21 protein-coding genes are annotated in these 21618 nt (G+C 62.5%); 19 read left to right on the plus strand and 2 right to left on the minus strand.

Annotated features, from left to right (window positions below):
- Window positions 1-8 precede the first annotated feature (8 nt).
- The 15 genes from lptC to panD all read left to right on the plus strand — a co-directional run bounded on the left by lptC (window position 9) and on the right by panD (window position 12591).
- The gene (gene lptC, locus Thiowin_RS01500) at window positions 9-638 is read left to right on the plus strand and encodes an LPS export ABC transporter periplasmic protein LptC (RefSeq protein WP_328985989.1); all 630 of its coding nucleotides are present in this window, start codon (window positions 9-11) and stop codon (window positions 636-638) included.
- A 21-nt stretch (window positions 639-659) separates the two neighbouring features.
- A complete protein-coding gene (lptA, locus tag Thiowin_RS01505) occupies window positions 660-1220 on the plus strand; it encodes a lipopolysaccharide transport periplasmic protein LptA (RefSeq protein ID WP_328985990.1) in 561 nt (186 codons plus the stop codon).
- Entirely contained in the window at window positions 1217-1969 is a 753-nt protein-coding gene (lptB, locus tag Thiowin_RS01510) for an LPS export ABC transporter ATP-binding protein (protein ID WP_328985992.1), read from the plus strand. The genes lptA and lptB overlap by 4 nt, the downstream gene beginning before the upstream one ends.
- A 258-nt stretch (window positions 1970-2227) precedes the next feature.
- Window positions 2228-3757, plus strand: coding sequence for an RNA polymerase factor sigma-54 (locus tag Thiowin_RS01515; RefSeq protein WP_328985993.1), 1530 nt, complete (start codon window positions 2228-2230; stop codon window positions 3755-3757).
- Between the two features lie 109 nt (window positions 3758-3866).
- On the plus strand, window positions 3867-4232 hold the full coding sequence (gene hpf / locus Thiowin_RS01520; protein ID WP_328985994.1) for a ribosome hibernation-promoting factor, HPF/YfiA family: 366 nt from the start codon (window positions 3867-3869) through the stop codon (window positions 4230-4232).
- A gap of 118 nt (window positions 4233-4350) precedes the next feature.
- The gene (locus Thiowin_RS01525; protein ID WP_328985995.1) at window positions 4351-4872 is read left to right on the plus strand and encodes a PTS sugar transporter subunit IIA; all 522 of its coding nucleotides are present in this window, start codon (window positions 4351-4353) and stop codon (window positions 4870-4872) included.
- Window positions 4869-5906, plus strand: a complete 1038-nt coding sequence (hprK, locus tag Thiowin_RS01530; protein ID WP_328985996.1) for an HPr(Ser) kinase/phosphatase — start codon at window positions 4869-4871, stop codon at window positions 5904-5906. The genes Thiowin_RS01525 and hprK overlap by 4 nt, the downstream gene beginning before the upstream one ends.
- Window positions 5907-5954: 48 nt before the next feature.
- A complete protein-coding gene (gene rapZ / locus Thiowin_RS01535) occupies window positions 5955-6821 on the plus strand; it encodes an RNase adapter RapZ (RefSeq protein WP_328985997.1) in 867 nt (288 codons plus the stop codon).
- Entirely contained in the window at window positions 6818-7249 is a 432-nt protein-coding gene (locus Thiowin_RS01540; RefSeq protein WP_328985998.1) for a PTS sugar transporter subunit IIA, read from the plus strand. Before rapZ ends, Thiowin_RS01540 begins: the two co-directional genes overlap by 4 nt.
- A gap of 189 nt (window positions 7250-7438) precedes the next feature.
- Complete coding sequence (locus Thiowin_RS01545) at window positions 7439-7708, plus strand: HPr family phosphocarrier protein (RefSeq protein ID WP_328985999.1); 270 nt, start codon at window positions 7439-7441, stop codon at window positions 7706-7708.
- The gene (gene ptsP / locus Thiowin_RS01550; RefSeq protein ID WP_328986000.1) at window positions 7705-9444 is read left to right on the plus strand and encodes a phosphoenolpyruvate--protein phosphotransferase; all 1740 of its coding nucleotides are present in this window, start codon (window positions 7705-7707) and stop codon (window positions 9442-9444) included. Before Thiowin_RS01545 ends, ptsP begins: the two co-directional genes overlap by 4 nt.
- 75 nt (window positions 9445-9519) lie before the next feature.
- Window positions 9520-10800, plus strand: a complete 1281-nt coding sequence (locus tag Thiowin_RS01555; protein ID WP_328986001.1) for a glycerate kinase — start codon at window positions 9520-9522, stop codon at window positions 10798-10800.
- Between the two features lie 116 nt (window positions 10801-10916).
- Window positions 10917-11207, plus strand: coding sequence for a HypC/HybG/HupF family hydrogenase formation chaperone (locus Thiowin_RS01560; RefSeq protein WP_408034146.1), 291 nt, complete (start codon window positions 10917-10919; stop codon window positions 11205-11207).
- Window positions 11194-12060, plus strand: coding sequence for a pyruvate, water dikinase regulatory protein (locus Thiowin_RS01565; protein ID WP_328986003.1), 867 nt, complete (start codon window positions 11194-11196; stop codon window positions 12058-12060). The genes Thiowin_RS01560 and Thiowin_RS01565 overlap by 14 nt, the downstream gene beginning before the upstream one ends.
- Before the next feature lie 150 nt (window positions 12061-12210).
- Window positions 12211-12591, plus strand: a complete 381-nt coding sequence (panD, locus tag Thiowin_RS01570) for an aspartate 1-decarboxylase (RefSeq protein WP_328986004.1) — start codon at window positions 12211-12213, stop codon at window positions 12589-12591.
- 143 nt (window positions 12592-12734) lie between these two features.
- Here the strand turns inward: panD and glgA are convergent, their stop codons facing one another.
- Window positions 12735-14243 (minus strand): glycogen synthase GlgA, encoded by a 1509-nt coding sequence (gene glgA / locus Thiowin_RS01575; RefSeq protein WP_328986005.1) that lies wholly within the window; start codon window positions 14241-14243, stop codon window positions 12735-12737.
- Between the two features lie 260 nt (window positions 14244-14503).
- Here glgA and zwf point away from each other — a divergent pair, with 260 nt between their 5' ends.
- The 4 genes from zwf (at window position 14504) to Thiowin_RS01595 (ending at window position 20616) form a co-directional block, all read left to right on the plus strand.
- Window positions 14504-16000: a glucose-6-phosphate dehydrogenase gene (gene zwf / locus Thiowin_RS01580; RefSeq protein WP_328986006.1), complete on the plus strand. Its 1497-nt coding sequence runs from the start codon at window positions 14504-14506 to the stop codon at window positions 15998-16000.
- A 55-nt stretch (window positions 16001-16055) separates the two neighbouring features.
- Window positions 16056-17699: a glucose-6-phosphate isomerase gene (gene pgi / locus Thiowin_RS01585; RefSeq protein WP_328986007.1), complete on the plus strand. Its 1644-nt coding sequence runs from the start codon at window positions 16056-16058 to the stop codon at window positions 17697-17699.
- Window positions 17700-17865: 166 nt separating this feature from the next.
- Complete coding sequence (locus tag Thiowin_RS01590; protein WP_408034147.1) at window positions 17866-19476, plus strand: 2-isopropylmalate synthase; 1611 nt, start codon at window positions 17866-17868, stop codon at window positions 19474-19476.
- Between the two features lie 18 nt (window positions 19477-19494).
- The gene (locus Thiowin_RS01595; RefSeq protein WP_328986008.1) at window positions 19495-20616 is read left to right on the plus strand and encodes a uracil-DNA glycosylase; all 1122 of its coding nucleotides are present in this window, start codon (window positions 19495-19497) and stop codon (window positions 20614-20616) included.
- Window positions 20617-20665: 49 nt separating this feature from the next.
- On the opposite strand, the gene Thiowin_RS01600 is transcribed toward Thiowin_RS01595, so the two are convergent.
- Window positions 20666-21613, minus strand: coding sequence for a GGDEF domain-containing protein (locus tag Thiowin_RS01600; RefSeq protein ID WP_328986009.1), 948 nt, complete (start codon window positions 21611-21613; stop codon window positions 20666-20668).
- Window positions 21614-21618: the final 5 nt, after the last annotated feature.

Consider the following 21618-nt stretch of genomic DNA (forward strand, 5'->3'; position numbering starts at 1 on the left):
GACAACCGTTGTTCGCCTATCGTCGCCAATCCCTGCTTGCGGCAACACTGCTGCTGCTCGGAACCCTTGCCCTGTGGTTTTCCCAACCGACACAAGACACTGTCCAACCACAAAGCACCCTGGAAAATCGGCGTCCGGATTATATTGTCGAGGGTGTTCGCGCGCTGGAACTGGACTCCCAGGGGCAGCCCTTGCGCCAGCTGCATGCCGAGCAACTGCGCCATTACCCGGATGATGACAGCAGTGAACTCGACCAACCTCGCCTGGTACTCTATGACCAGGCGCTGCCGCCCTGGCGCATCCGCTCCGAGCGCGGCTGGATCGCGGCCGGAAGCGAGCAAATTGTCTTGACCGGGGATGTACGCGCCAATCGCGCTCAAGCTCCCGCCCATGACCCCCTTGCATTCTCAACCAGCCAGATCAAGATCTTTCCGGACGACCGCTATGTTGAAACTGATCGTTTCGTTGAACTCGACCGCGGCCTCGAGCACATGACGGCTATCGATGGCATGCGGCTCTGGTACAGTGAACCGATGCGAGGCGAATTCCTTGGACGGGTGCGTTCCCGGCTATCGACAAGTGAGACACCAGCGCCTCCGCGGCCGCCGGCAACCTCTGCCGACCGTCGTCTGGACTGATTCATCGCCACCATAAGACCCATGCTTTCTCCCAGCCCCAATGTTTCTGATCCCGGCGTTTCCAATCCCGGTTTCCGCGGCGCCCTTTCCTTGCGACCCGCCCTGGCGCTACTGTGCCTGATTGTCTTGACTACCACGCCCACACTCGCGCTTGACAGCGATCAGGAACAGCCGCTGTTCATTGAGGCGGACGCGGCTGAATTTGACGAAAACACCTCCCAAAGCTGGTACATCGGCAACGTCGATATCCAACAGGGCAGCCTGCGCATTCTTGCCGACCGGGTCGAGGTCCAGCATCGCGCAAACCGCCAGCCACGCATCATCATTGCCACGGGCAATCCGGCACGTTACCGACAAATGCCCGAGGGGGAGACCGAACCAGTGCTGGGGCAATCCCAGCGCATGGAATACGACGCTGACAGCGACGTGCTGACCCTGATCGACCGCGCCGTGCTGATTCAGGGCGAGGATCGCTTTGCCAATGACCGCATCGTCTATAACCGAACAAGCGCGCGCGTCACCGCCGGAACTAGCGCCCAGGGCGTGGAGCGCGTCAAGATCACCATCACGCCAAAGGAATGACTGCCGCCCCCCGCACTCAGGACACTCTGGCGCTGCAGGCCAAAGGTCTGGCAAAGAGCTATCGCCGTCGCCGGGTGGTCGATGGTGTCGATATTGCCGTGAGCGCCGGCGAGGTGGTCGGTTTGCTTGGTCCCAATGGCGCCGGCAAGACTACCAGCTTCTACATGATCGTCGGCCTGGTAGGCGCCGATGCCGGACGCATTCTGCTCGCTGGCGAGGATGTGACCCTCGCGCCCATGCACGCGCGCGCCCGCCGCGGCCTGAGCTATCTGGCCCAGGAACCATCGGTATTTCGCAAACTGAGTGCCGCGGACAACCTGATGGCGGTGCTCGAAACCCGCCCTGACCTCAACGACAACCAGCGCCGCCAGTCTTGCGAGGCGTTGCTCGATGAGCTTGGCATCGCGCACATTGCCCAATCCCTCGCCCTCAGTCTGTCGGGGGGCGAGCGCCGGCGACTGGAAATTGCCCGCGCTCTTGCCGTCGAGCCAAAAATCATGTTGCTCGACGAGCCCTTTGCCGGTGTTGACCCCATTGCCGTGGTCGATATCAAAAACATCATCACCCATCTGCGCAAGCGCGGCATCGGCGTGCTGGTGACCGACCACAATGTGCGGGAAACGCTCGACATCTGCGATCGCGCCTACATCATCAACGACGGCCAGGTGATTGCCGAGGGCGCGCCCTCGGTTTTGCTCGACAATACCCAGGTACGCGCCGTCTATCTTGGCGAGCATTTTCGGCTGTGATCAGCTCCTGGACCCATCAAATTGCGCTCCATGACGGGCACGATTTGTTCTCTAGCGCTCTTTTCTCTGACATTCAGACACCAGGACCGAGCCCCCGACTTTGCATCGAGTTGGCCAAGATCAGCTACAATCAAAATTGCCCCATGCAATTTACATTCGCCATTCCAACATTGCCATCCATGCCCATCCCGTCGAAGTTCCGCTGCCGGCCACCTTGTCCGTCACCTTGCCTGCCCGCTGTCAGTTGAAGCCCTCGCGATGAAGCAAAGCATTCAACTGCGCCTCGGCCAGCAGCTGACGATGACGCCGCAGCTGCAGCAGGCCATCAGGCTCCTGCAGCTCTCGACCCTGGATCTCCAGCAGGAAATCCAACAGGCGCTCGAGTCCAACCTGATGCTCGAGAACGCCGATGACGACCTGCCGGAACCAGGCACTCGGGAAGATCGCCGCAACCAGGACGAGGCCAGCGCCCTGCGTCTCGAGGAGGCCAGGCTCGATGGTTCGCTGCGCCCGGAGCGCGAGGACATGCCCAACGAGCTGCCCACCGACAGCGAATGGACGGATACCTTTGCCGATACCGCGGCCGATTCCCTTGCCGATACCTTCGATTCCATGCCAAGCAGCGGTGCTCAAGCCAGCGCCCAATCCGGCTCCCAGTCCGGCGATGGCAATGATTTTGACCTCTTCGCCCAGCGCTCGCGCCCGCAAACCCTTCACGATCATATCGCCTGGCAGCTCAATCTGACCCGTTTCGGCGCCCGCGACCAGGCCGTGGCCGAGGCGCTGATCGATGCCATCGACGCCGACGGCTACCTGCGCCTGGATCTGAGCGAACTGCCGGAGATTCTCAATGACCCGGAACTCGAGCAGGACGAGATCGAGGCGGTGCTGCATCGCATTCAGAGCTTCGACCCGCCAGGGCTAGCGGCGCGCGATCTGCGCGAATGCCTGATCCTGCAACTGCGCCAGCTGGCCGATAACCAGCCTCGACGCGACCATGCGCTGCGCATCTGCGAGCACCATTTCGACGCCCTTGCGCGCAATGATCTGGACGCCATGCGCCGCGGCACCAAGCTCGACGATGACGCCTTGGGCCAGGCACTGACGCTGATCCGCTCCCTGAATCCGCGCCCAGGCTCGGCCGTGACCGAGGTGCAACCGGAGTACATCAAGCCCGATGTGCTGGTGCGCCGCCGCCACGGCCGCTGGAGGGTGGAGCTCAATCCGGACAGCACACCGCGCATCCGCGTGAACGAGAGCTACAGACAGCTCATTCGGCGTGCCGACAAGGCCGAGGACAATCAATGCCTGAAATCCCATCTGCAGGAAGCGCAGTGGTTTATCAAGAGCCTGCTCAGCCGCAATGACACCGTCCTGCGCGTGGCAACTAAAATCGTCGAGCTGCAGCAAGACTTTTTCGATTTTGGCGAAGAGGCCATGCGCCCGTTGGTGCTGCGCGACATCGCCGAGTCGTTGGAGCTGCATGAATCCACCGTCTCGCGCGTGACCACGCAAAAGTACATGCACACCCCCAGGGGAACTTTCGAGTTTAAATATTTCTTCTCGAGTCACGTCAACACGACTTCAGGGGGCGAGTGTTCATCGACTGCCATCCGCGCCTTTATCCGCAAGTTGGTCGCCGCGGAGACGGCCAACAAACCACTGAGTGACAATAAAATCGCCGAGATCCTGTCGGATCAGGGCATTAAGGTGGCACGACGAACAGTCGCCAAATACCGCGAAGCCATGGGCATCCCGCCCTCGAACGAGCGCAAGCGGCTCGCATGACAGTCGGGTTTTCATCTTCCGGCCCTTTTGTGGTCAAATCCCACCCTGTTATTGCATCGGCCATTGCATCGGCTTTTCGCCGCGTTCGACCATCCAGGAGTCATCACCTATGCAAATCAAGCTCACGGGGCATCATGTCGACATTACCGAACCACTCAAGGACTATGTCGATAATAAATTTTCCCGCCTCGAGCGCCACTTTGACCATGTCATCAATGCCAACGTCATCCTGAGCGTCGAGAAGCTTCGCCAGAAGGCAGAAGCCACGCTGCTCGTCAATGGCGCCAATGTCCATGCCGATGCCACGCACGAGGATATGTACGCCGCCATCGATGGGCTCATCGACAAACTCGACCGCCAGGTACTCAAGCACAAGGAAAAGCGCCAAAGTCATCGCGCGCCCGGGGCCAAGGCGGCTAGCGCCGAACTGGCCGCCACCGACGAGGCGGCAGCGGATGCGCTCGAGGAGGACTGAGGTCAAAGGCGGCGCCTGCCCCCCCTGTCCTATCACCTGTCCTATCAAGCGTCCTATCAAGTGTCCCACCACAAGCGGACCGACATCATTCACTGATGACCAGGTACCGGAGCCGGTCATGCCGGCTCCGGTTTTTCTTTACTCCACCGGAGAGCCAGCGCACATGTTTCCCCCGCAACTCATCGTCGAGCACCGAGTGCTCGCCGGGGCCAGCATCAGCAGCAAAAAGCGGCTGCTGGAAACCCTGGCCGAGCTGCTGGTCGCCGAGCAGCCCCAGCTCAGCCGCGAGGCAGTGTTTGATCGCCTGCTCGAGCGCGAACGCCTCGGCAGCACCGGCCTCGGTCATGGCGTGGCGCTACCCCATGCACGGGTGGCGGATATCACGGATTCCATTGGTGCCTTCATTCAGATGCGCGAGCCCGTCGCCTTCGATGCTATCGACGACCAACCCATTAATCTCGCCTTTGCGCTCCTGGTGCCCGAGAGTGCCAACGAGACCCATCTGCAACTGCTTGCCAATCTGGCGGAAATCTTCAATCAGGATCCACTTCGCCAGCGCTTACGCGCAGCCGAGGATCCACGAGCACTGCTCGAGATCCTCACCCAGGCGTCTCCGACACCAGCCCGCGGGGCCAGGTGAAAGCCCGCGACTCCCTGCAGCATCTGGTCGACAGCCTGAGCAAGCCGCTCAAGCTGCGCTGGCTACTTGAGCCTCCGCCAACGCCCATTCCTCTGTTCAATCCACCCTCGTCATCCATCCAGCGCCCATCATCGACCCGGTCATCTGCCCCATCATCCACTCAGCCTCCGCGTCAGCGTTTGGTGGGCTCCATGAACTGCATCCGCCCGAACCGGGTGCAAATTGTCGGTCCAGCCGAGTCCGATTACCTGAGCGATTTACACCCGGACGCCCGCGCCGACATGATGACGCGGGTCTTCACCGCACAACCCATCGCGGTCATTTTCTCCGACGGGCTGGAGCCCGACCCCGAATTCCGCGCCCGTGCCGAGCGGGAGCACACCCCTTTGCTGGGTTCGAGCCTGAACGACCAGGATCTTGTGGAGCACTTGCAGCATGTGCTGACTCATGCCTTTGCCGAGCGCATCACCCTGCATGGTGTTTTTCTCGAGGTTCTCGGCATGGGTGTGCTCCTGGTCGGTGACCCCGGCATCGGCAAGAGCGAACTGGCGCTCGAACTCATCGCGCGCGGACACCGACTCATCGCCGATGACGCACCTGAATTTGCCCGGGTCGCACCCGAGATCATCGAGGGCCACTGCCCGCCCGTGCTGCGTGATTTTCTTGAAGTACGCGGCCTTGGTGTGCTTAATATTCGCGCCATGTTCGGCGAGAGCGCGGTGCGCGAGACAGACCGCCTAAAGCTGGTCATTCGCATGCGGGCTTACGACAGCAGCGAACTGGCCGACGTCGACCGCCTGCTTGGCAGCCTGTCCGCTCGCACCATTCTCGGTATCGCGGTGCCGGAAATCACCATCCCGGTGGCACCCGGGCGCAATCTCGCTGTCCTGCTCGAGACGGCCGTGCGCAGCCAAATCCTGCGTATCCGGGGCTATGATGCCGGAACCGATCTGGCCGAGCGTCAGGCCAAACTCCTGGCCACCGATGCGCCGGTCTGGGAGGCCAAGTACAGCGCCCGCGAGGCCTGGACTTGAATCATCCGCGGCTGATTCCACCTGACTCCAAGATAGGCCCGTCAAACCATGGATTTCATCATCGTCAGCGGACTCTCGGGCGCCGGCAAGAGCGTGGCGCTCAATACGCTCGAGGACATCGGCTATAACTGCATCGATAATCTGCCGCTCTTCCTGCTGAGCGAGCTCGCGCTGGGGCTGCGCCAGAGTGACCCGGCCTTGTGCGCGGACTGCGTCGGCACCGCCGTGGGCATAGACGCGCGCAGCCACCCGGATGATTTGCGTCAACTACCGCGGGTCCTGGTGGCGCTCGGCGAACAGGGCATCAGCCCGCAGCTGATTTTTCTCGAGGCTCAGACCGAGCGACTCATGACGCGCTTTAGCGAGACGCGGCGCAAGCATCCGCTCACCAGCGAACAGCGTTCCCTGACCGAAGCCATCGACTACGAACGCGAGTTGCTCGAGCCGCTGCGCCAGGTCGCCCATGCGCACATCGACACCACCCACATCAACATCCACGAATTGCGCGATCTGGTGCGCGGCTGTCTCGGCAACGGCCAGAAACTTAGCACCTCCATCCTGCTGCAATCCTTCGGCTTCAAAAAAGGCGTGCCCGAATCCTTCGATTTTGTCTTCGACGTGCGCTGCCTGCCCAACCCGCACTGGCAGGAAGCACTGCGCGGTCAAACCGGACGCGACCAGGCGGTGATCGACTATCTGGAAGGCTTTGCCGAGGTTATCGCCATGCGCGAGGATTTGATTGCCTTTCTGGACCGCTGGACGCCATGCTTCGAACGCGACGGGCGCAGCTACCTGACCATCGCCATCGGCTGCACCGGCGGCCAGCACCGCTCGGTTTACATGGCCGAGGCCGTGCGCGCGCATTTCGATCACGGCGGGCGCCGTGTTCTGGTTCGTCATCGGGAGCTGCCGTGAGCGTTTCTCTGCTCGTCATCACCCATAATCAGATCGGCGCCGAATTGCTGACTACCGCCACCCGTATGTTTGGCCGTTGTCCGCTCGCCGCGTCGGCGATCAATGTCACCGAGTACGACGATCCCGACCAGCTCCAAGCACTCGCCACCCGCCTGGCGAACGAACTCGACGACGGCAGCGGCTTGTTGATTTTGACCGACCTCTTTGGCTCGACGCCCTCGAACGTGGCCAATAGCATCCGCCAGGGCCATCAGGTGCGGGTGCTGACCGGGGTGAATCTGCCCATGCTGGTGCGCGCGCTCAATTATCATTCACTTGACCTGGGTGGCATTACCGAAAAGGCACTCAGCGGCGGGCGCGAGGGCGTGCTGCTGTGCCAGCTCAATGAGCCTCAATCCCAGCCTGCTGAGATCAGACCCTTAATCTAAGGATCCTGTGGGAATTTTATGTTTTGTCGTCAAGGTTTTTTTGGCCATCTGGTGAGTCAATAATCGACAATGACAATAATGACACTGGCGACGACATCAACAACGGCAATGAACACTGCAAGGATGACGGCCATGGTTAAGCTTGGTTTGTCGTTGCATCACAACAACTGCTGATTCGATACCAAACCCGTGGTTCGCAAAGACATCGATATCATTAATCGCCTTGGCCTGCATGCACGTGCCGCAGCCAAATTCGTCACCTGCGCCAGCGGGTTCGAGAGCACGGTGCAGGTCGAGCGTGAGGGTCGCCGCGTCAATGGCAAGAGCATCATGGGTGTCATGATGCTGGCCGCTGCACGCGGCACCACCATTACCATCGAGGCCGATGGCGCCGACGAGCAGGAGCTCATGGATGCCCTCGAGGCACTGATCGGAGATTACTTCGGGGAGGGTGAATGATCACCGCCCTGTGCGGGCTCGGCGTCGCCGGCGCGCGTAAGCTTGCCGTTGGCCGAGCCTATCTGCTCAAACAGGAACCGAGCTTTTCGGCGGAGCCGGTCGCGCATCCCGATGCCGAGTTGCGTCGCCTCGATGCCGCCCTTGATGCGGCCCGTCGTCACCTTGAGCGCATTCGCCATCAGATTCCGGCCGACACCCCGGCCCACATTGCCGAGTTCATCGACACCCACCTGCTGATGCTGACCGACTCGGCGTTGGTCGACGCTACCCGCGATCTGATTCGCGACCAACATCTCAACGCCGGCTGGGCGCTCAAGCTGCAGCGCGACATCCTGGTGCAGGTGTTCGAGGAGATGGATGATCCCTACCTGCGCAGCCGCGGCGACGATGTCGAGCATGTGGTGCGCCAGATTCAGGTGTTTCTCGGCGGTGTTGACTCTGATGCTCAGGAGTTTGCCAGCGACACTGTCGCGGGAGTCGTGGTGGTCGCCGACGACCTGACGCCGGCCGATGCCATCGTGCTGGGCCAGCGCGGAGTTGGCGCTTTTATCACCGAGCATGGCGGCCCCATGTCGCACACCGCCATCCTGGCGCGCAGCCTCGATATCCCAACCGTCATGGGCGTGCATCGTGCCACCGAGATACTTCGCCATGGCGAACAGGTCGTGGTCAACGCAGAGACCGGCTGCGTTCTGGCCACCAGCGACTCCGAGACACTCGCGTTCTTCCGCCGCCGCCTAAGCAGCGCCGAACAGCGCCGCGCCACGCTCAAACAACTGCTCACCCGCCCCTCCACCAGCCGCGACGGCGTGCCCGTGGTGCTACTCGCCAACCTGGAGTTGCCCGAGGACAGCGCCGCCGCGCAGCAAAACGGCGCCTCTGGGGTTGGGCTCTATCGCACCGAGTTTTTGTACCTCAACCACACCCGGGCGCCGAGCGAGGAAGAGCATCTCGCCGATTATCTCGGCATCCTCAAGACGCTGAACGGCCTGCCGCTCACTATCCGCACCCTGGATTTGGGGCTGGACAAGAACATCCAGTACCTGTCCGACCGCCTGCCTCCGCTGACCAACCCGGCACTGGGACTGCGCGCCATTCGCCTGTGTTTGAAGGAGCCGGACCTCTTTCTGCCGCAATTGCGCGCCATTCTGCGCGCATCCGCCGTCGGGCCGGTGCGCCTGATGATCCCGATGATCTCAACGCTCAATGAGATCGACACTCTGCTGCGGCTGATTCAAACCACCAAGCGCCTGCTACGCACCCAAGGGCTGAAGTTCGATCCACTGATGCCCATCGGCGGCATGATCGAAGTCCCCGCCGCGGCCCTAATGGCCGAGTCGCTCGCGCGCCGGCTCGATTTCCTATCCATCGGCACCAATGACCTGATTCAGTACACCCTGGCCATTGATCGCCTTGATGACTCCGTCAGCTATCTGTACGAACCCCTGCACCCGGCCGTGCTGCGCCTGATTCGCCACATCATCGAGGCCGCCGCCAAAACCCGCACGCGTGTGAGCATGTGTGGGGAAATGGCTGGCGATGCCCGCTACACCCGTCTGCTACTTGGCCTCGGTCTGCGCGAACTTAGCATGCAACCTGGCTCCCTGCTCGAAGTCAAAGCCATCGTGCGCGACAGCGACATCGGTGCCCTTGCGCGCACCATGGATGAACTCATGCAGGGCATCGACGAACGCAGCCCGCAAAGCCTGCTTGAGCGCCTGGCCGAAGCCGCCTAACTGGATGCCTGGCCGGATGCCTGTCCGAACACTGGCGTTCGCCACCTGCCGCTGATCTGCCTCGGCCCCGCTGCCATGCCCCGACGGATTCTTATCGCCCCCAACGCCTTCAAGGGTAGCTGCTCGGCCTTGGTCGCCGCTGCCGCCATGGCAGAGGGTGTTCTTCGTGCATGCTGTGCGTGCAAACCAAGGCAGCTGCCCATGGCCGACGGCGGCGACGGCATGCTCGAGATTCTCGAACACCTATGGCGACCCCAGCAACAGGTCGAGCGCCACCGCCTGCGCGTCACCGGACCACGCGGCAAACAGGTCACGGCCGCCCTGCTATGGCTGCCCGCGGAGCGCACGGCCGCCATCGAAATGGCCTTGGCTAGCGGACTCGCCCTGCTGGGCCCGACCGAGCGCGACCCCCTGCATACCACCACCTGGGGCACCGGTGAATGCCTGCGCGCCGCGCTCGACCTCGGCGCCCGGCGCATTTTGATCGGCTTGGGAGGCAGCGCCACCCATGACGGCGGTATGGGCGCCGCCAGCGCGCTTGGCTATCGCTTTCTCGATGCAAGGGGTCAACAACTCCCGCCCATGGGTGCCAGCCTGAACCAGGTCGCGCGCATCGATGCCAGTGGGGCCGACCCGCGTTTGCACACCGCCGACATCATCGCCATCCGCGATGTCGCCAATCCCCTGTGCGGACCGCAAGGCGCCGCGGCCATCTACGCCCCACAGAAAGGCGCCCGCCCGGACCAGATTCCCATGCTCGACGCCGGCCTGCGCCAGCTCGCCGAGTGCTACGCGCGCGATCTTGGCCAGAAGGTCGCCGAACAACCCGGCAGCGGCGCCGCTGGTGGCCTCGGTGCCGGTCTGCTCGCCTGCTGCAACGCCCGACTCGAACCCGGCGCCAGCTATTTGCTCGACCTCGCCGGTTTTGCCGAGCGATTGCAGGAAAGCGATCTCGTCCTCACCGCCGAAGGCCAAGTCGATGCCTCCAGCCTGCAGGGCAAAGCCACGGGTGTTATCGCCGCGCGCGCTGCCGCGGCCGCCGTCCCCTGCATCGCCATCGCCGGGCGCCTGCCAAGCTCGGCCAGCGAGCGCCAAGCCCTGCATCACGCTGGACTGACCGCCCTGTTCAGCCTTTGTCCAGGGCCCATGACCCTGGCACAAGCCGAAGCCGAGGTCGGGGAACTCCTCGCCACCGCCACCGAGGATGTTATCCGCCTCTGGTTGAGCGCCCATCCGCGCGAAAAACCATGGGCTCCAAGACCTGATGTCGGCGGCCGTGCCATCGGCGAACGCGAACTGCTATCGCTGCCTTGGCACATTTCGCACGCGCATGGCGGAGTTGCGAGCTCTTGCTGACTGATTGCGGCCAATCTGCCTGCTTGCCATTAGGGTATGGTGGGACTTAGTCTGGAGCCGGGCGCTTTCAGCCCGGATGATGGAAGGAGTTGGGCGACATGTGTCTTGGGATTCCAATGCAAATTAAAGCCATCAATGGCTTGATGGCGCGCTGTGAGGCGAAGGGGGTGGAGCGCGACGCGAATCTCCTCATGCTCATGCATGAGGATCTCGCGGTTGGCGACCATGTTGTGGTGCATCTTGGTCGCGCCATTGAGCGTGTCACCCCCGAGGATGCCGCCACGGCCTGGGCACTCTACGATGAGATGCTCGCGGCTATTGATGGCGGGCACGGTGATGGCGGTAACGCGGCCGTGCCGGACAATCTCATTAGCTCATCGCCGGAGGTGACCCGTGAACGCCCTTAATGAGTCGGCCTTGGGCGGCCAACAAGATCGCCCCAAACGGACGGTTTTTTTCGCCTCGGAAAGCACCGGCATCACGGCCGAGACCCTTGGACAAAGCCTGTTGTCGCAGTTCGACGGCGTGGAGTTCGAGGAAGTCTACATGCCCTACATCAACACCGAGGCGCGCGCCCGGGCGCTGACGCAGCGCATGCAGGAGGCCTGTGATCGCGATGGCGCGCGCCCGATCTGCGTGGCCACCATGCTTGATCAAGGCATCGGTGCGATTCTGCGCGGCGGCAACTGCTTTTATATCGAGGTATTCGAGCATTTTGTCGCGCCGCTCGGCGCCGAGCTGGGCCTGACACCCAGCCGCCAGCCCGGGCGCAGTCATGCCATCACCAAGCCAAGCTCCTACACCAAGCGCATTGAAGCCATTAACTTTGCGATGAGCAACGACGATGGCGTGAAACCGGCCAATTTTCGCCATGCCGACGTGATTTTGGCCGGGGTGTCGCGCTCCGGCAAAACGCCGACCTGCCTTTATCTGGCCATGCACTATGGTCTGCGCGCGGCCAATTACCCTATCACTGACATTGACCTCGAGCGCGGCGACCTGCCGGATGAGATACGCGCGCTGCGGGCTAAGGTGTTTGGCCTGACCATCGACGCGCAGCGTCTGCACCTGATCCGCGAGGAGCGCCGCCCCGGTAGTGATTACGCCTCGTCCCGTCGCTGCCAAGTCGAACTGCGCGCCGCCGGGGAGATGTTCAAACGCTTGCGCATCCCGGCCCTGAATACCACCAGCCAGTCAATCGAGGAAATTGCCGCGCAGATTTTGCGGGGACTGAAAAATGCGACCGACAATGGCGACTAGGCCAAGATGCCGCGCCCTGGTATTCGTTCAGCTCGCGGCCACGGCGACGCGCTGCGGCCCTCGCCATCCAGACCCGGCTTGCCAAGCCATGAAGCGGGCGGCGAAAATATGGCCATTGCCAAGGCGCACCGCCTTTTTCTGGAGACCCCCATGCAACTGACCATGCTGAAAAGCAAACTGCATCGCGCCTGTGTGACGCACGCGGAACTCGACTACGAGGGCTCCTGCGCGATCGACTCGGAACTGCTCGAGCGCGCGGGCATTCTGGAGTTCGAGCAGCTTCACATCTACAACCTGACCAATGGCGAGCGTTTCACCACCTACGCCATTCCGGCCGAGCCGGGCTCGCGCATTATTTCCGTCAATGGCGCGGCTGCGCACAAGGCCGCGCCCAAGGATCGGCTGATCATCTGCACCTATGTCGCCCTGACCGAGGCCGAGGCGCGCATGCACCAGCCAAGGCTTGTTTACTGCAATGCGCGTAATGAGGTAACAGGTACGGGTCACAAGATTACCGCTCAGGCGGCCTGAGTCCCGGTTTCCGATCAGGTTTCCGATCCGGCTCCTGATCAGGATCCTGATCAGGATCCTGATCAGGATCTGGCCCTGGCTCAGGTTCCGGATCAGACTTTGTCCCAAAGCGCGGCCCAAATCGCATCCGATTAAAGACAAGCTCAGGCCAAGGCGCGTTCCAGTTCCTGGCGTGCTTGCAGTGCCTCGTCATAGTAGCCCTGGTACTGGCGCGCGCTGGCTTGCCAGCTCAAATCCTGCTCCATGCCGGCGCGCATGAGCGCCCGCCAGGCGTTTTGGTCATGACGCCATAGGTTGATGGCCTCGCGCACCTTGGCACAAAGAGCCTCGGCGCTCGGCTCATCGAACAGAAAACCGGTCGCTGGTCCCTGACGGCCATCACTCACGGTATCCGCCAGGCCGCCGGTACGCCGCACAATGGGCACGCAGCCGTAGCGCAGGCTATACATTTGATTGAGTCCGCAGGGCTCGAAGCGCGAAGGCATCAAGAACGCATCACAGCCGCCCTCGATCAGGTGGGCGCGGCCCTCGTCATAACCCACATAGACCCCGACGCGATCACGATGGGACTCGGCCACGCGCTTGAGCATCAGCTCCAGACTGGCCTCGCCCGAGCCTTGTAACACCACCTGCACGCTCGGATCCTCAAGCAGCCAGGGCAGCATCTCGACGATCAGATCAACGCCCTTTTGTTCCACCAGTCGCCCGATATAGCCGAGCACGAAAGCATTCTCATCGTGCGGCAGATTGAACAGGCGCTGAACTTCAAGCTTGTTGCCGGCCTTCAGATGAACGTTCTCAATGTCGTAGGGCTGGGTCAGCGCGGGATCGGTCGCCGGGTTCCAGGTTTGGTAGTCAATGCCGTTCAAAATACCCTGAAAGCGCCCGCCAATCTGGCGCAGCAAGCCATCGAGCCCGCAACCAAACTGGTTGGTGCGCACCTCATCGGCATAGGTGGGGCTGACGGTGTTGACCCGATCAGCAAAGACAATGCCGCCCTTGATGAAGGACAGCCGCTGATGGAACTCCAGCCCGGCCACTGACCAGAGCGCTGGCGGCAGTTTAAGTCGATCGAAGGTCGCACGGTCGAACAGCCCCTGATAGGCCAGATTATGAATAGTGAAAACCACCGCCGGGCGTTCGTCCTGATCGCGCAGCAGCGCCGGGGCCAAAGCCGTTTGCCAGTCGTTACAATGCAGCAGTCGCGGACGCCAATTGAGCGCTGGCACCCCCATGGCCACAGTCGCCACCGCCGAGCTGAACAGCAGGAAGCGCTCGGCATTGTCGCCCCAGTCGCGCCCGCTGACATCGGTGTAAGGATTCCCCTCGCGACAGAAATGCTCGGGGGCGTCCACCAGATAGACGGGCAGGTCGCGGTCAGGCATGAAGCCGCTCAACACCCGCACCGGGCTCAGGGCGCCGGGCAGTCGCAGCTCGCAGACCGAACGCAATTCCCGCACTTGTTTGAGCGCGTGCGGATAGGCAGGCAAAATCAATCGCGCATCATGCCCAAGAGAGCGCAGTGCCACTGGCAGGCTGCCGGCGACATCCGCCAGCCCACCGGTTTTAATCAACGGCAAAGCCTCGCTGCTGGCAAAGAGCACATCGAAGCCCACCGCACCCTCAGCAGCGCGTTCTCGGATCATGCTCATCAGAACCAACCTCTGAAAATGCAAAGCGAGCCTGCTCCGCCGCTTGATACGAGGCCAGGCGACCATGCAGCAAGGTTGACAGACTCTGGAATCAATGGATAGTGACGCATCACAAGGTAGCACAGACGGCGGCTGAGTGCGCCGGGGGCGCATGGCGCGTTCGCGGCTGTTCCTTCTTGCCCGACAGCCGAGGCCCCAACCCAGGATCGGGGTGCCCTTGACCGACACGACTGGCCGCGACCGCCCCACAGGAGATCCTTATGGCCATGGCCCTCAATCCCGCTGGCAATCCACCCTGCACCATCGTCATTTTCGGCTCAACCGGAAACCTGGCGCAAATCAAATTACTGCCCGCGCTCTATCAGCTTGAACGCGGTGGTCATCTGGCCGCGGAGACACGAGTTTTGGGCTTTGGCCGGCGCGACTGGTCCGATGAACAATGGCGCGATGAGGTACGGGGCATTCTCGCCGAGCAACTCGGCGAGCGCATCGATCAGGATATCCTCGGGCGCCTAAGCGCGCGCCTGCATTTTATCGAGGGCAATCTGCGCGAGGATGCCGCCTTCGCCCGCCTGGCCAAGCGCCTGCGCGGTCAGGGCGATTTGCCAGCCAATCTGGCCTTTTATCTCGCCATCGCCCCCGAGTTCTATGGCGATGTGGCCGACCGTCTCGCGGCCAACGGCCTGGCGGACGAGGACAACGGTTGGGTGCGCCTGGTGATCGAGAAGCCCTTCGGCTATGACCTGGAAAGCGCGCGCATTCTCGGCGAGCGGCTGCGGCGACGCTTCCAGGAGCACCAGTTGTATCGCATCGATCATTACCTCGGCAAGAACACGGTGCAGAATGTGCTGGTATTCCGTTTCGCCAATCTGCTGTTCGAGCCGCTGTGGAACCGCAACTACATCGATCACGTCCAGATCACCCATGCCGAGAGTCGCGGCATTGGCCAGCGCGCTGGCTTTTATGATGGCGTCGGCGCCCTGCGCGACATGATCCAAAGCCATCTGCTGCAACTCCTGACCCTGGTCGCCATGGAACCACCACCGAGCATGGATGCCGAGGCGTTGCGCGATGAAAAGGTCAAGGTGCTGCGCTCCATCCGCGCCATTCCGCGCCAGGCGGTCAATGCCCATGCCTTCCGCGCCCAGTACCGAGGCGGCCAGGTCGAGGGACAGCGGGTGCCGGGTTATCTCGACGAGCCCGGGGTCGATGCCCGCGGCAGCACCGAGACCTTCGCCGCGCTCAAGTTCTACATCGACAACTGGCGCTGGCGCAATGTGCCCTTTTACCTGCGCACCGGCAAGCGCCTGGCAGACTCTCAGTCGCTGATCGCCATTCGTTTCCGTCACCCGCCGCAGCAGTTGTTTAATACGACGGCGATTGAGCAACTGCGGCCCAACTGGCTGCTGCTCGGCATCCAGCCCAATGAGTGCATGCGCTTTGAGCTGCTGGTGAAGGAACCGGGCCTGGAAATGCGCACCCAAACCGAAACCCTGGACGCCAGCACCTGTACCAGGGGCCGCGACCAGATCAACGCCTACGAGGCACTGATCCTGGATGTCATCGCCGGCGATCATTCACTGTTCCTGCGCTCCGACGAGGTCGAATACGCCTGGCGGGTGGTCGATCCGGTCATCAAACTCTGGGCGACCGAGCGCGAGTTCATCCACACTTACCCGGCTGGCACCTGGGGCCCGAGCGAAGCCAACCGGTTGTTCGATAAGGACGACCAGGACTGGCGCAATGGCTTGGGTTAGTTGCTAGCAACTAACGACCAACGACTAACAACCAGCAATTAAACAAGAGACTCCGATGGCACTGATCAGCACCACTCCCGCCTGGCAGGCACTGGCCGGTCACTGGCAACAGATGAGCCAGCAAACAATGCGCGACTTGTTCGCGCAAGATGCCGAGCGCGCGGCGCGCATGACACGCGATGCCGCCGGCATTCATCTCGACTACTCCAAGAACATCGCCAGTGACGAAACTCTCCACCTGCTGCGCGAGCTTGCCCGCGGCGCGGGGCTCGAGGAGCAGCGCGCGCGCATGTTCGCCGGCGAGCCCATCAACAGCACCGAGGGACGCGCGGTGCTGCACATCGCGCTGCGCAACCGCGCCAACACGCCCATCCTGGTCGATGGCGAGGATGTCATGCCCCAAGTCAACCAAGTACTTGAGCGCATGCGCTTTTTCGTCAACCAGGCGCGCGATGGCGACTGGACCGGCTTCACCGGCAAGCGCATCACCGATGTGGTCAACATTGGCATCGGCGGCTCCAATCTCGGCCCCAAAATGGTCTGCGGCGCGCTCATGCCCTATCAGCGCGAGGATTTGCGTCTGCACTTCGTCTCCAATATCGATGGCACCCATTTGTCCGAAACCGTCAAGCACCTGAACCCGGAGACCACGCTGTTCATCGTCGCCTCCAAGACCTTCACCACCATGGAGACCATGACCAACGCCCAGAGCGCGCGCCGCTGGCTGGTCGATCTGCTGGGAGATGAATCCGCCGTGGCGCGGCACTTCGTGGCGGTGTCAACCAATGCCGAGAAGGTCGAGGCCTTTGGCATTGACACCGAACAGATGTTTGGTTTCTGGGACTGGGTCGGCGGGCGTTACTCCCTGTGGTCCGCTATCGGCCTGCCCATCGCGCTGGCCATCGGCTTCGACAACTTTGTCGAGCTGCTCGAGGGCGCGCACGAGATGGACAACCACTTCCGCGACGCGCCACTGGAGGACAACCTGCCGGTCATCATGGCGCTGCTCGGGGTCTGGTACATCAACTTCGCTGGCGCCAAGACGCTCGCCATCCTGCCCTACGACCAATATCTAGAGCATTTCGCGGCCTATTTTCAGCAGGGCGACATGGAGAGCAACGGCAAGCACGTCACCCTCGACGGCACGCGGGTGGACCATGCCACCGGGCCCGTCGTCTGGGGGCAGCCCGGCACCGATGGCCAGCATGCCTTCTATCAGCTCATCCACCAGGGCACCGAGTTGATCCCCTGCGATTTCATCGCCCCCGTGCACAGCCACAACCCCTTGGGCGATCATCATGCCAAGCTCATCGCCAACTGCCTGGCCCAGACCGAGGCCCTGATGCGCGGGCGCACAGCGGAAGAAGCACTAGAGGGCATGCTCGCCGCTGGCATGCCGCGCGCCGAGGCCGAACGCCTGGCTCCGCACCGCCAGTTCGATGGCAACCGACCGACCAATACTTTGTTTGTCGAGGAAGTCACCCCCCGCACCCTGGGCGCCCTCATTGCTCTGTATGAGCACAAAATCTTCTGCCAGGGCGTCATCTGGGGCGTGAATTCTTTCGATCAGTGGGGCGTGGAACTTGGCAAGCAACTCGCCACTGTGATTCTCAAAGAGCTTGAAGAAGGCCGCGTGATGGCCGAGCACCACGATGGCTCAACCCGCGCCCTGCTGGATTTTTATTTGAAGAATCGTTGAGACAGCTTCGGCACCCGCGTTCACCGGACGACCTGACGTGGGCTGTCCGCCATGGGGCGCTGGGTATTGAGGGAATCAACCTGCTAAGCTTGGCCTTGACGCAGTCGCGCGCCAGCGACAGGATTTAGCAGTCAGATGACGCCGCACAACCAGATTGAGCACGACCATGAGCGACCCGACGACCAAGGCCACCAGCGATTTCACCACAGATCCCATAGGCGATCCCATCAATGATCAGGACCGCTTGATCATCTTCGACACCACCCTGCGCGATGGCGAGCAGAGCCCTGGCGCTTCCATGACCAAGGACGAGAAGGTCCGGATCGCGCGCGCGCTTGAGAAGCTGCGCGTGGATGTGATCGAGGCCGGCTTTCCGATCGCCAGCCCGGGCGACTTCGAGGCGGTCAAGGCGGTGGCCGAGACCATCAAGGACTCGACCGTCTGCGGCCTGGCACGCGCGCTCGACAAGGACATCGACCGCGCTGGCGAGGCGCTGCGCAATGCCGCCTCCGGGCGCATTCATACCTTTATCGCCACTTCTCCCATTCACATGGAGAAAAAACTGCGCATGACGCCCGACCAGGTGGTCGAGCAGGCGGTGCATGCGGTCAAGCGCGCACGCCAGTACACGGATGATGTCGAGTTCTCACCCGAGGACGCCGGGCGCTCGGAAATTGATTTTCTGTGCCGGATTCTCGAGGCGGTGATCGATGCCGGCGCGCGCACGCTCAATATCCCGGACACTGTCGGCTATGCCATTCCGCATCAGTTCGGGCAGTTGATCCAAACCCTGCGCGAGCGCATTCCCAACTCGGATAAAGCCGTGTTCTCGGTGCATTGCCATAATGATCTCGGTCTGGCGGTGGCCAACTCGCTGTCGGCGGTGCGCCATGGCGCGCGCCAGGTGGAGTGCACCATCAATGGTCTGGGTGAGCGCGCCGGCAACGCGGCACTTGAGGAAATTGTCATGGCGGTGCGGGTCCGTCCGGATTTGTTCAGCTGCCAGACGCGCCTTGATGCGACCCAGATCGTGCCCTGTTCGCGCCTGGTTTCCAGCATTACCGGCTTCCCGATCCAGCCGAACAAGGCTATTGTTGGCGCCAACGCCTTCGCGCACGAGTCCGGCATTCATCAGGACGGCGTGCTCAAGCATCGCGAGACCTACGAGATCATGCGCGCCCAGGATGTCGGCTGGAGCGAGAACCGCATGGTGCTTGGCAAACACTCCGGGCGCAATGCCTTTCGCATGCGCCTGCAGGAGTTGGGCGTGGCCTTTGCCTCCGAGGAGGAACTCAATGCCGCCTTCAGCCGCTTCAAGGATCTGGCCGACAAGAAGCACGAGATTTTCGACGAGGATTTGCAAGCCCTGGTCACGGATGCCACCATCGACGCCACCAACGAGCGCGTCAAGCTGAGCACCATGCGGGTGTGCTCGGAGACTGGGGAAATCCCCCAGGCGCAGGTCACCCTGGTGTTGGAAGGCGAGGAAATTCAGGGCACCGCCAGCGGTGGCGGCCCGGTGGACGCGACCTTCAAGGCGATCGAGTCCATCATCGAGAGTGGCACCACGCTCAAGCTCTACTCGGTGAACGCCATTACCAGCGGCACCGACGCGCTCGGCGAGGTGACGGTGCGCCTGGAAAAAGGCGGGCGCATCGCCAACGGCCAGGGCGCGGACACCGATATTGTCATCGCCTCGGCCAAGGCCTACATCAACGCGGTGAATAAATTCCTGCAACCGCATCAGCGTGAGCATCCACAGCAGGGTGATGTCTGAGGGCCTGGCTCCCTGATCATGGATCTCGCGCGCAGTCGCCGCTATCTGAAAGCCGTCGGTGTCGTGCTGTGGCGTCCGCGCGACAGCTTCGACGCCGAACCGGACAGACTGTTTACAGGCGAGGCCAAATGGGATCTGACCACCGATTTGGGCACTGGAGACGGGATCGCGCTCTCCACCGCGCCACCGTCCCAGGGACGCGCGAGCACTGGGGCGCCCCCAGGCACGGCGCCCGCGACTCCAGCCTCGACCGCGAGTGGATTCGTGGGGATCGCGGCTGCCAGGGCAGCGCTCGGCGCCGTTCCTGGCGCGGCCGCCTCAAAGACGACCTCGGGCACCAGGCGATCCCTCCCACCAGTAACCCCGCCGGCAACAGCTCGGCCGAGCTCCCCGCCACTAGATACGCCCATTGCCTCGGCAAGTCCGCCGGCCCCAGCACCCTCTAGCCTAGCGCCCCCTGGCCCGGCACCCGTCAGCCTGGAACCTGTTACCCCGGCGCCCGGCAGTCCCGAATCGGCACCGAGCAGCCTTCTCCAATCCGCCGATGCCCAGGGCATCGCCGCCATGGACTGGCCGGAACTGGAGAACGAGGTCAGCCAGTGCCGGCGCTGTGGACTTTGCGCCCGACGCAATCGGACAGTCTTTGGCACCGGCAACCGCCACGCCAGTCTGATGCTCGTCGGCGAGGCGCCGGGAGCTGACGAGGATCGCCAGGGCGAGCCCTTTGTCGGGCGCGCCGGGCAGTTGCTCACACGCATGCTCGCCGCCATCGATCTGCCGCGCGAACAGGTCTACATCGGCAACATTATTAAATGCCGTCCGCCCGGCAACCGCGATCCGCTCCCCGAGGAAATCGCCACCTGCCGCGCCTTCATCGAGCGGCAGATCAGCCTGGTCGCGCCCCAACTCCTGCTGTGCCTGGGCCGCATCTCGGCGCAAGCACTGCTGCAAACCGGCGATGCCCTGTGGGAACTGCGCGGTCGTTGGCACAGCTTTGGTCCAAACCAGATTCCGCTGCTGGTGACCTACCATCCCTCCTACTATCTGCGCAGCCCGGCCGAGAAAGCACGCGGCTGGGCGGACTTGCAGCAGGTCGCGCGACGTCTGCGGGAGTTGTCGCCGGCGCCAGGCGGTGAATAAATTCGCCCCTGTCGGCAGGGTTCCAGTGTTCAGCTTTTCGCAAAACGCTTCAACCTGGCCCGCGCACGCAATCGCGCCCCTCATGCTTGGCCCGATACAGGCACTTGTCGGCCCGGATGAACAGGTCGATGGTGTTGCTATCCTCGCTCGCCAGACTGCTTATACCGGCGCTGAAGGTGACCGGGAGCTTGCGTCTGCCGCCATTGCCCAGGTCGACGTCCGCCGGTTGGCCGCGCAGGATCTCGCGGATGTCATTGACCAGGACCTGGGCATCGCCCGGATGGCTGTCTGGCATGCAGAGCGCGAATTCCTCGCCGCCAATGCGCCCGAGCACGTCCGTGGATCGCACCCGCTCTTTTAGCAGCTTGCTGACATGGCGCAGCACCTGATCACCGACCGGATGTCCCAGGTCGTCGTTAATGCGCTTGAAATGATCCAGATCCATCAGCGCCAGTTGCAGGGGATGACCAAAGCGCAGCGCCCGCGCGATGGCCGCGTCGGCGGTTTCAATGAAGGCGCGGCGATTGAGCATGCCGGTCAGTTCATCGGTCACCGCCAGGCGCTCAAGTTCTGCTTCGAGTTGCTTGCGCTGGGTAATGTTGATCACCACCCAGGCCACCGCGCGCGCGTCCGCGTCCGGCAGGCTCTCAATGGGTGACACCCGCCCTTCAAACCACTGATCCTCGCTCGGGCCGTCGCGCCGGTTGCCGTCGCAGAGCAGCGAGGACAGCCGGTATTCGAGGGTTTGCACCTCATTGTCCGCTAGGGCACGCCGGATCACCGCGAGAAATTGATCGGCAATCTCTCGCGGCAGCACCTCGTGCATGCGCCGCCCGATGAGATACTCGGAGCTATCGTAGTACTGGCGCGCCGCGCCACCGAGCACATGACGGTAGCGACCTGTTTCGTCGATGACAAAAATCGGATCGGCCAAGGAGCGCGCCACGGCTACCAGGAGGCCATCGCTGTTCGGGCAAACATTCTCGAACGACATCATGGCGC

The organism is Thiorhodovibrio winogradskyi (assembly GCF_036208045.1).
In the GTDB taxonomy this organism is placed as follows: domain Bacteria; phylum Pseudomonadota; class Gammaproteobacteria; order Chromatiales; family Chromatiaceae; genus Thiorhodovibrio; species Thiorhodovibrio winogradskyi.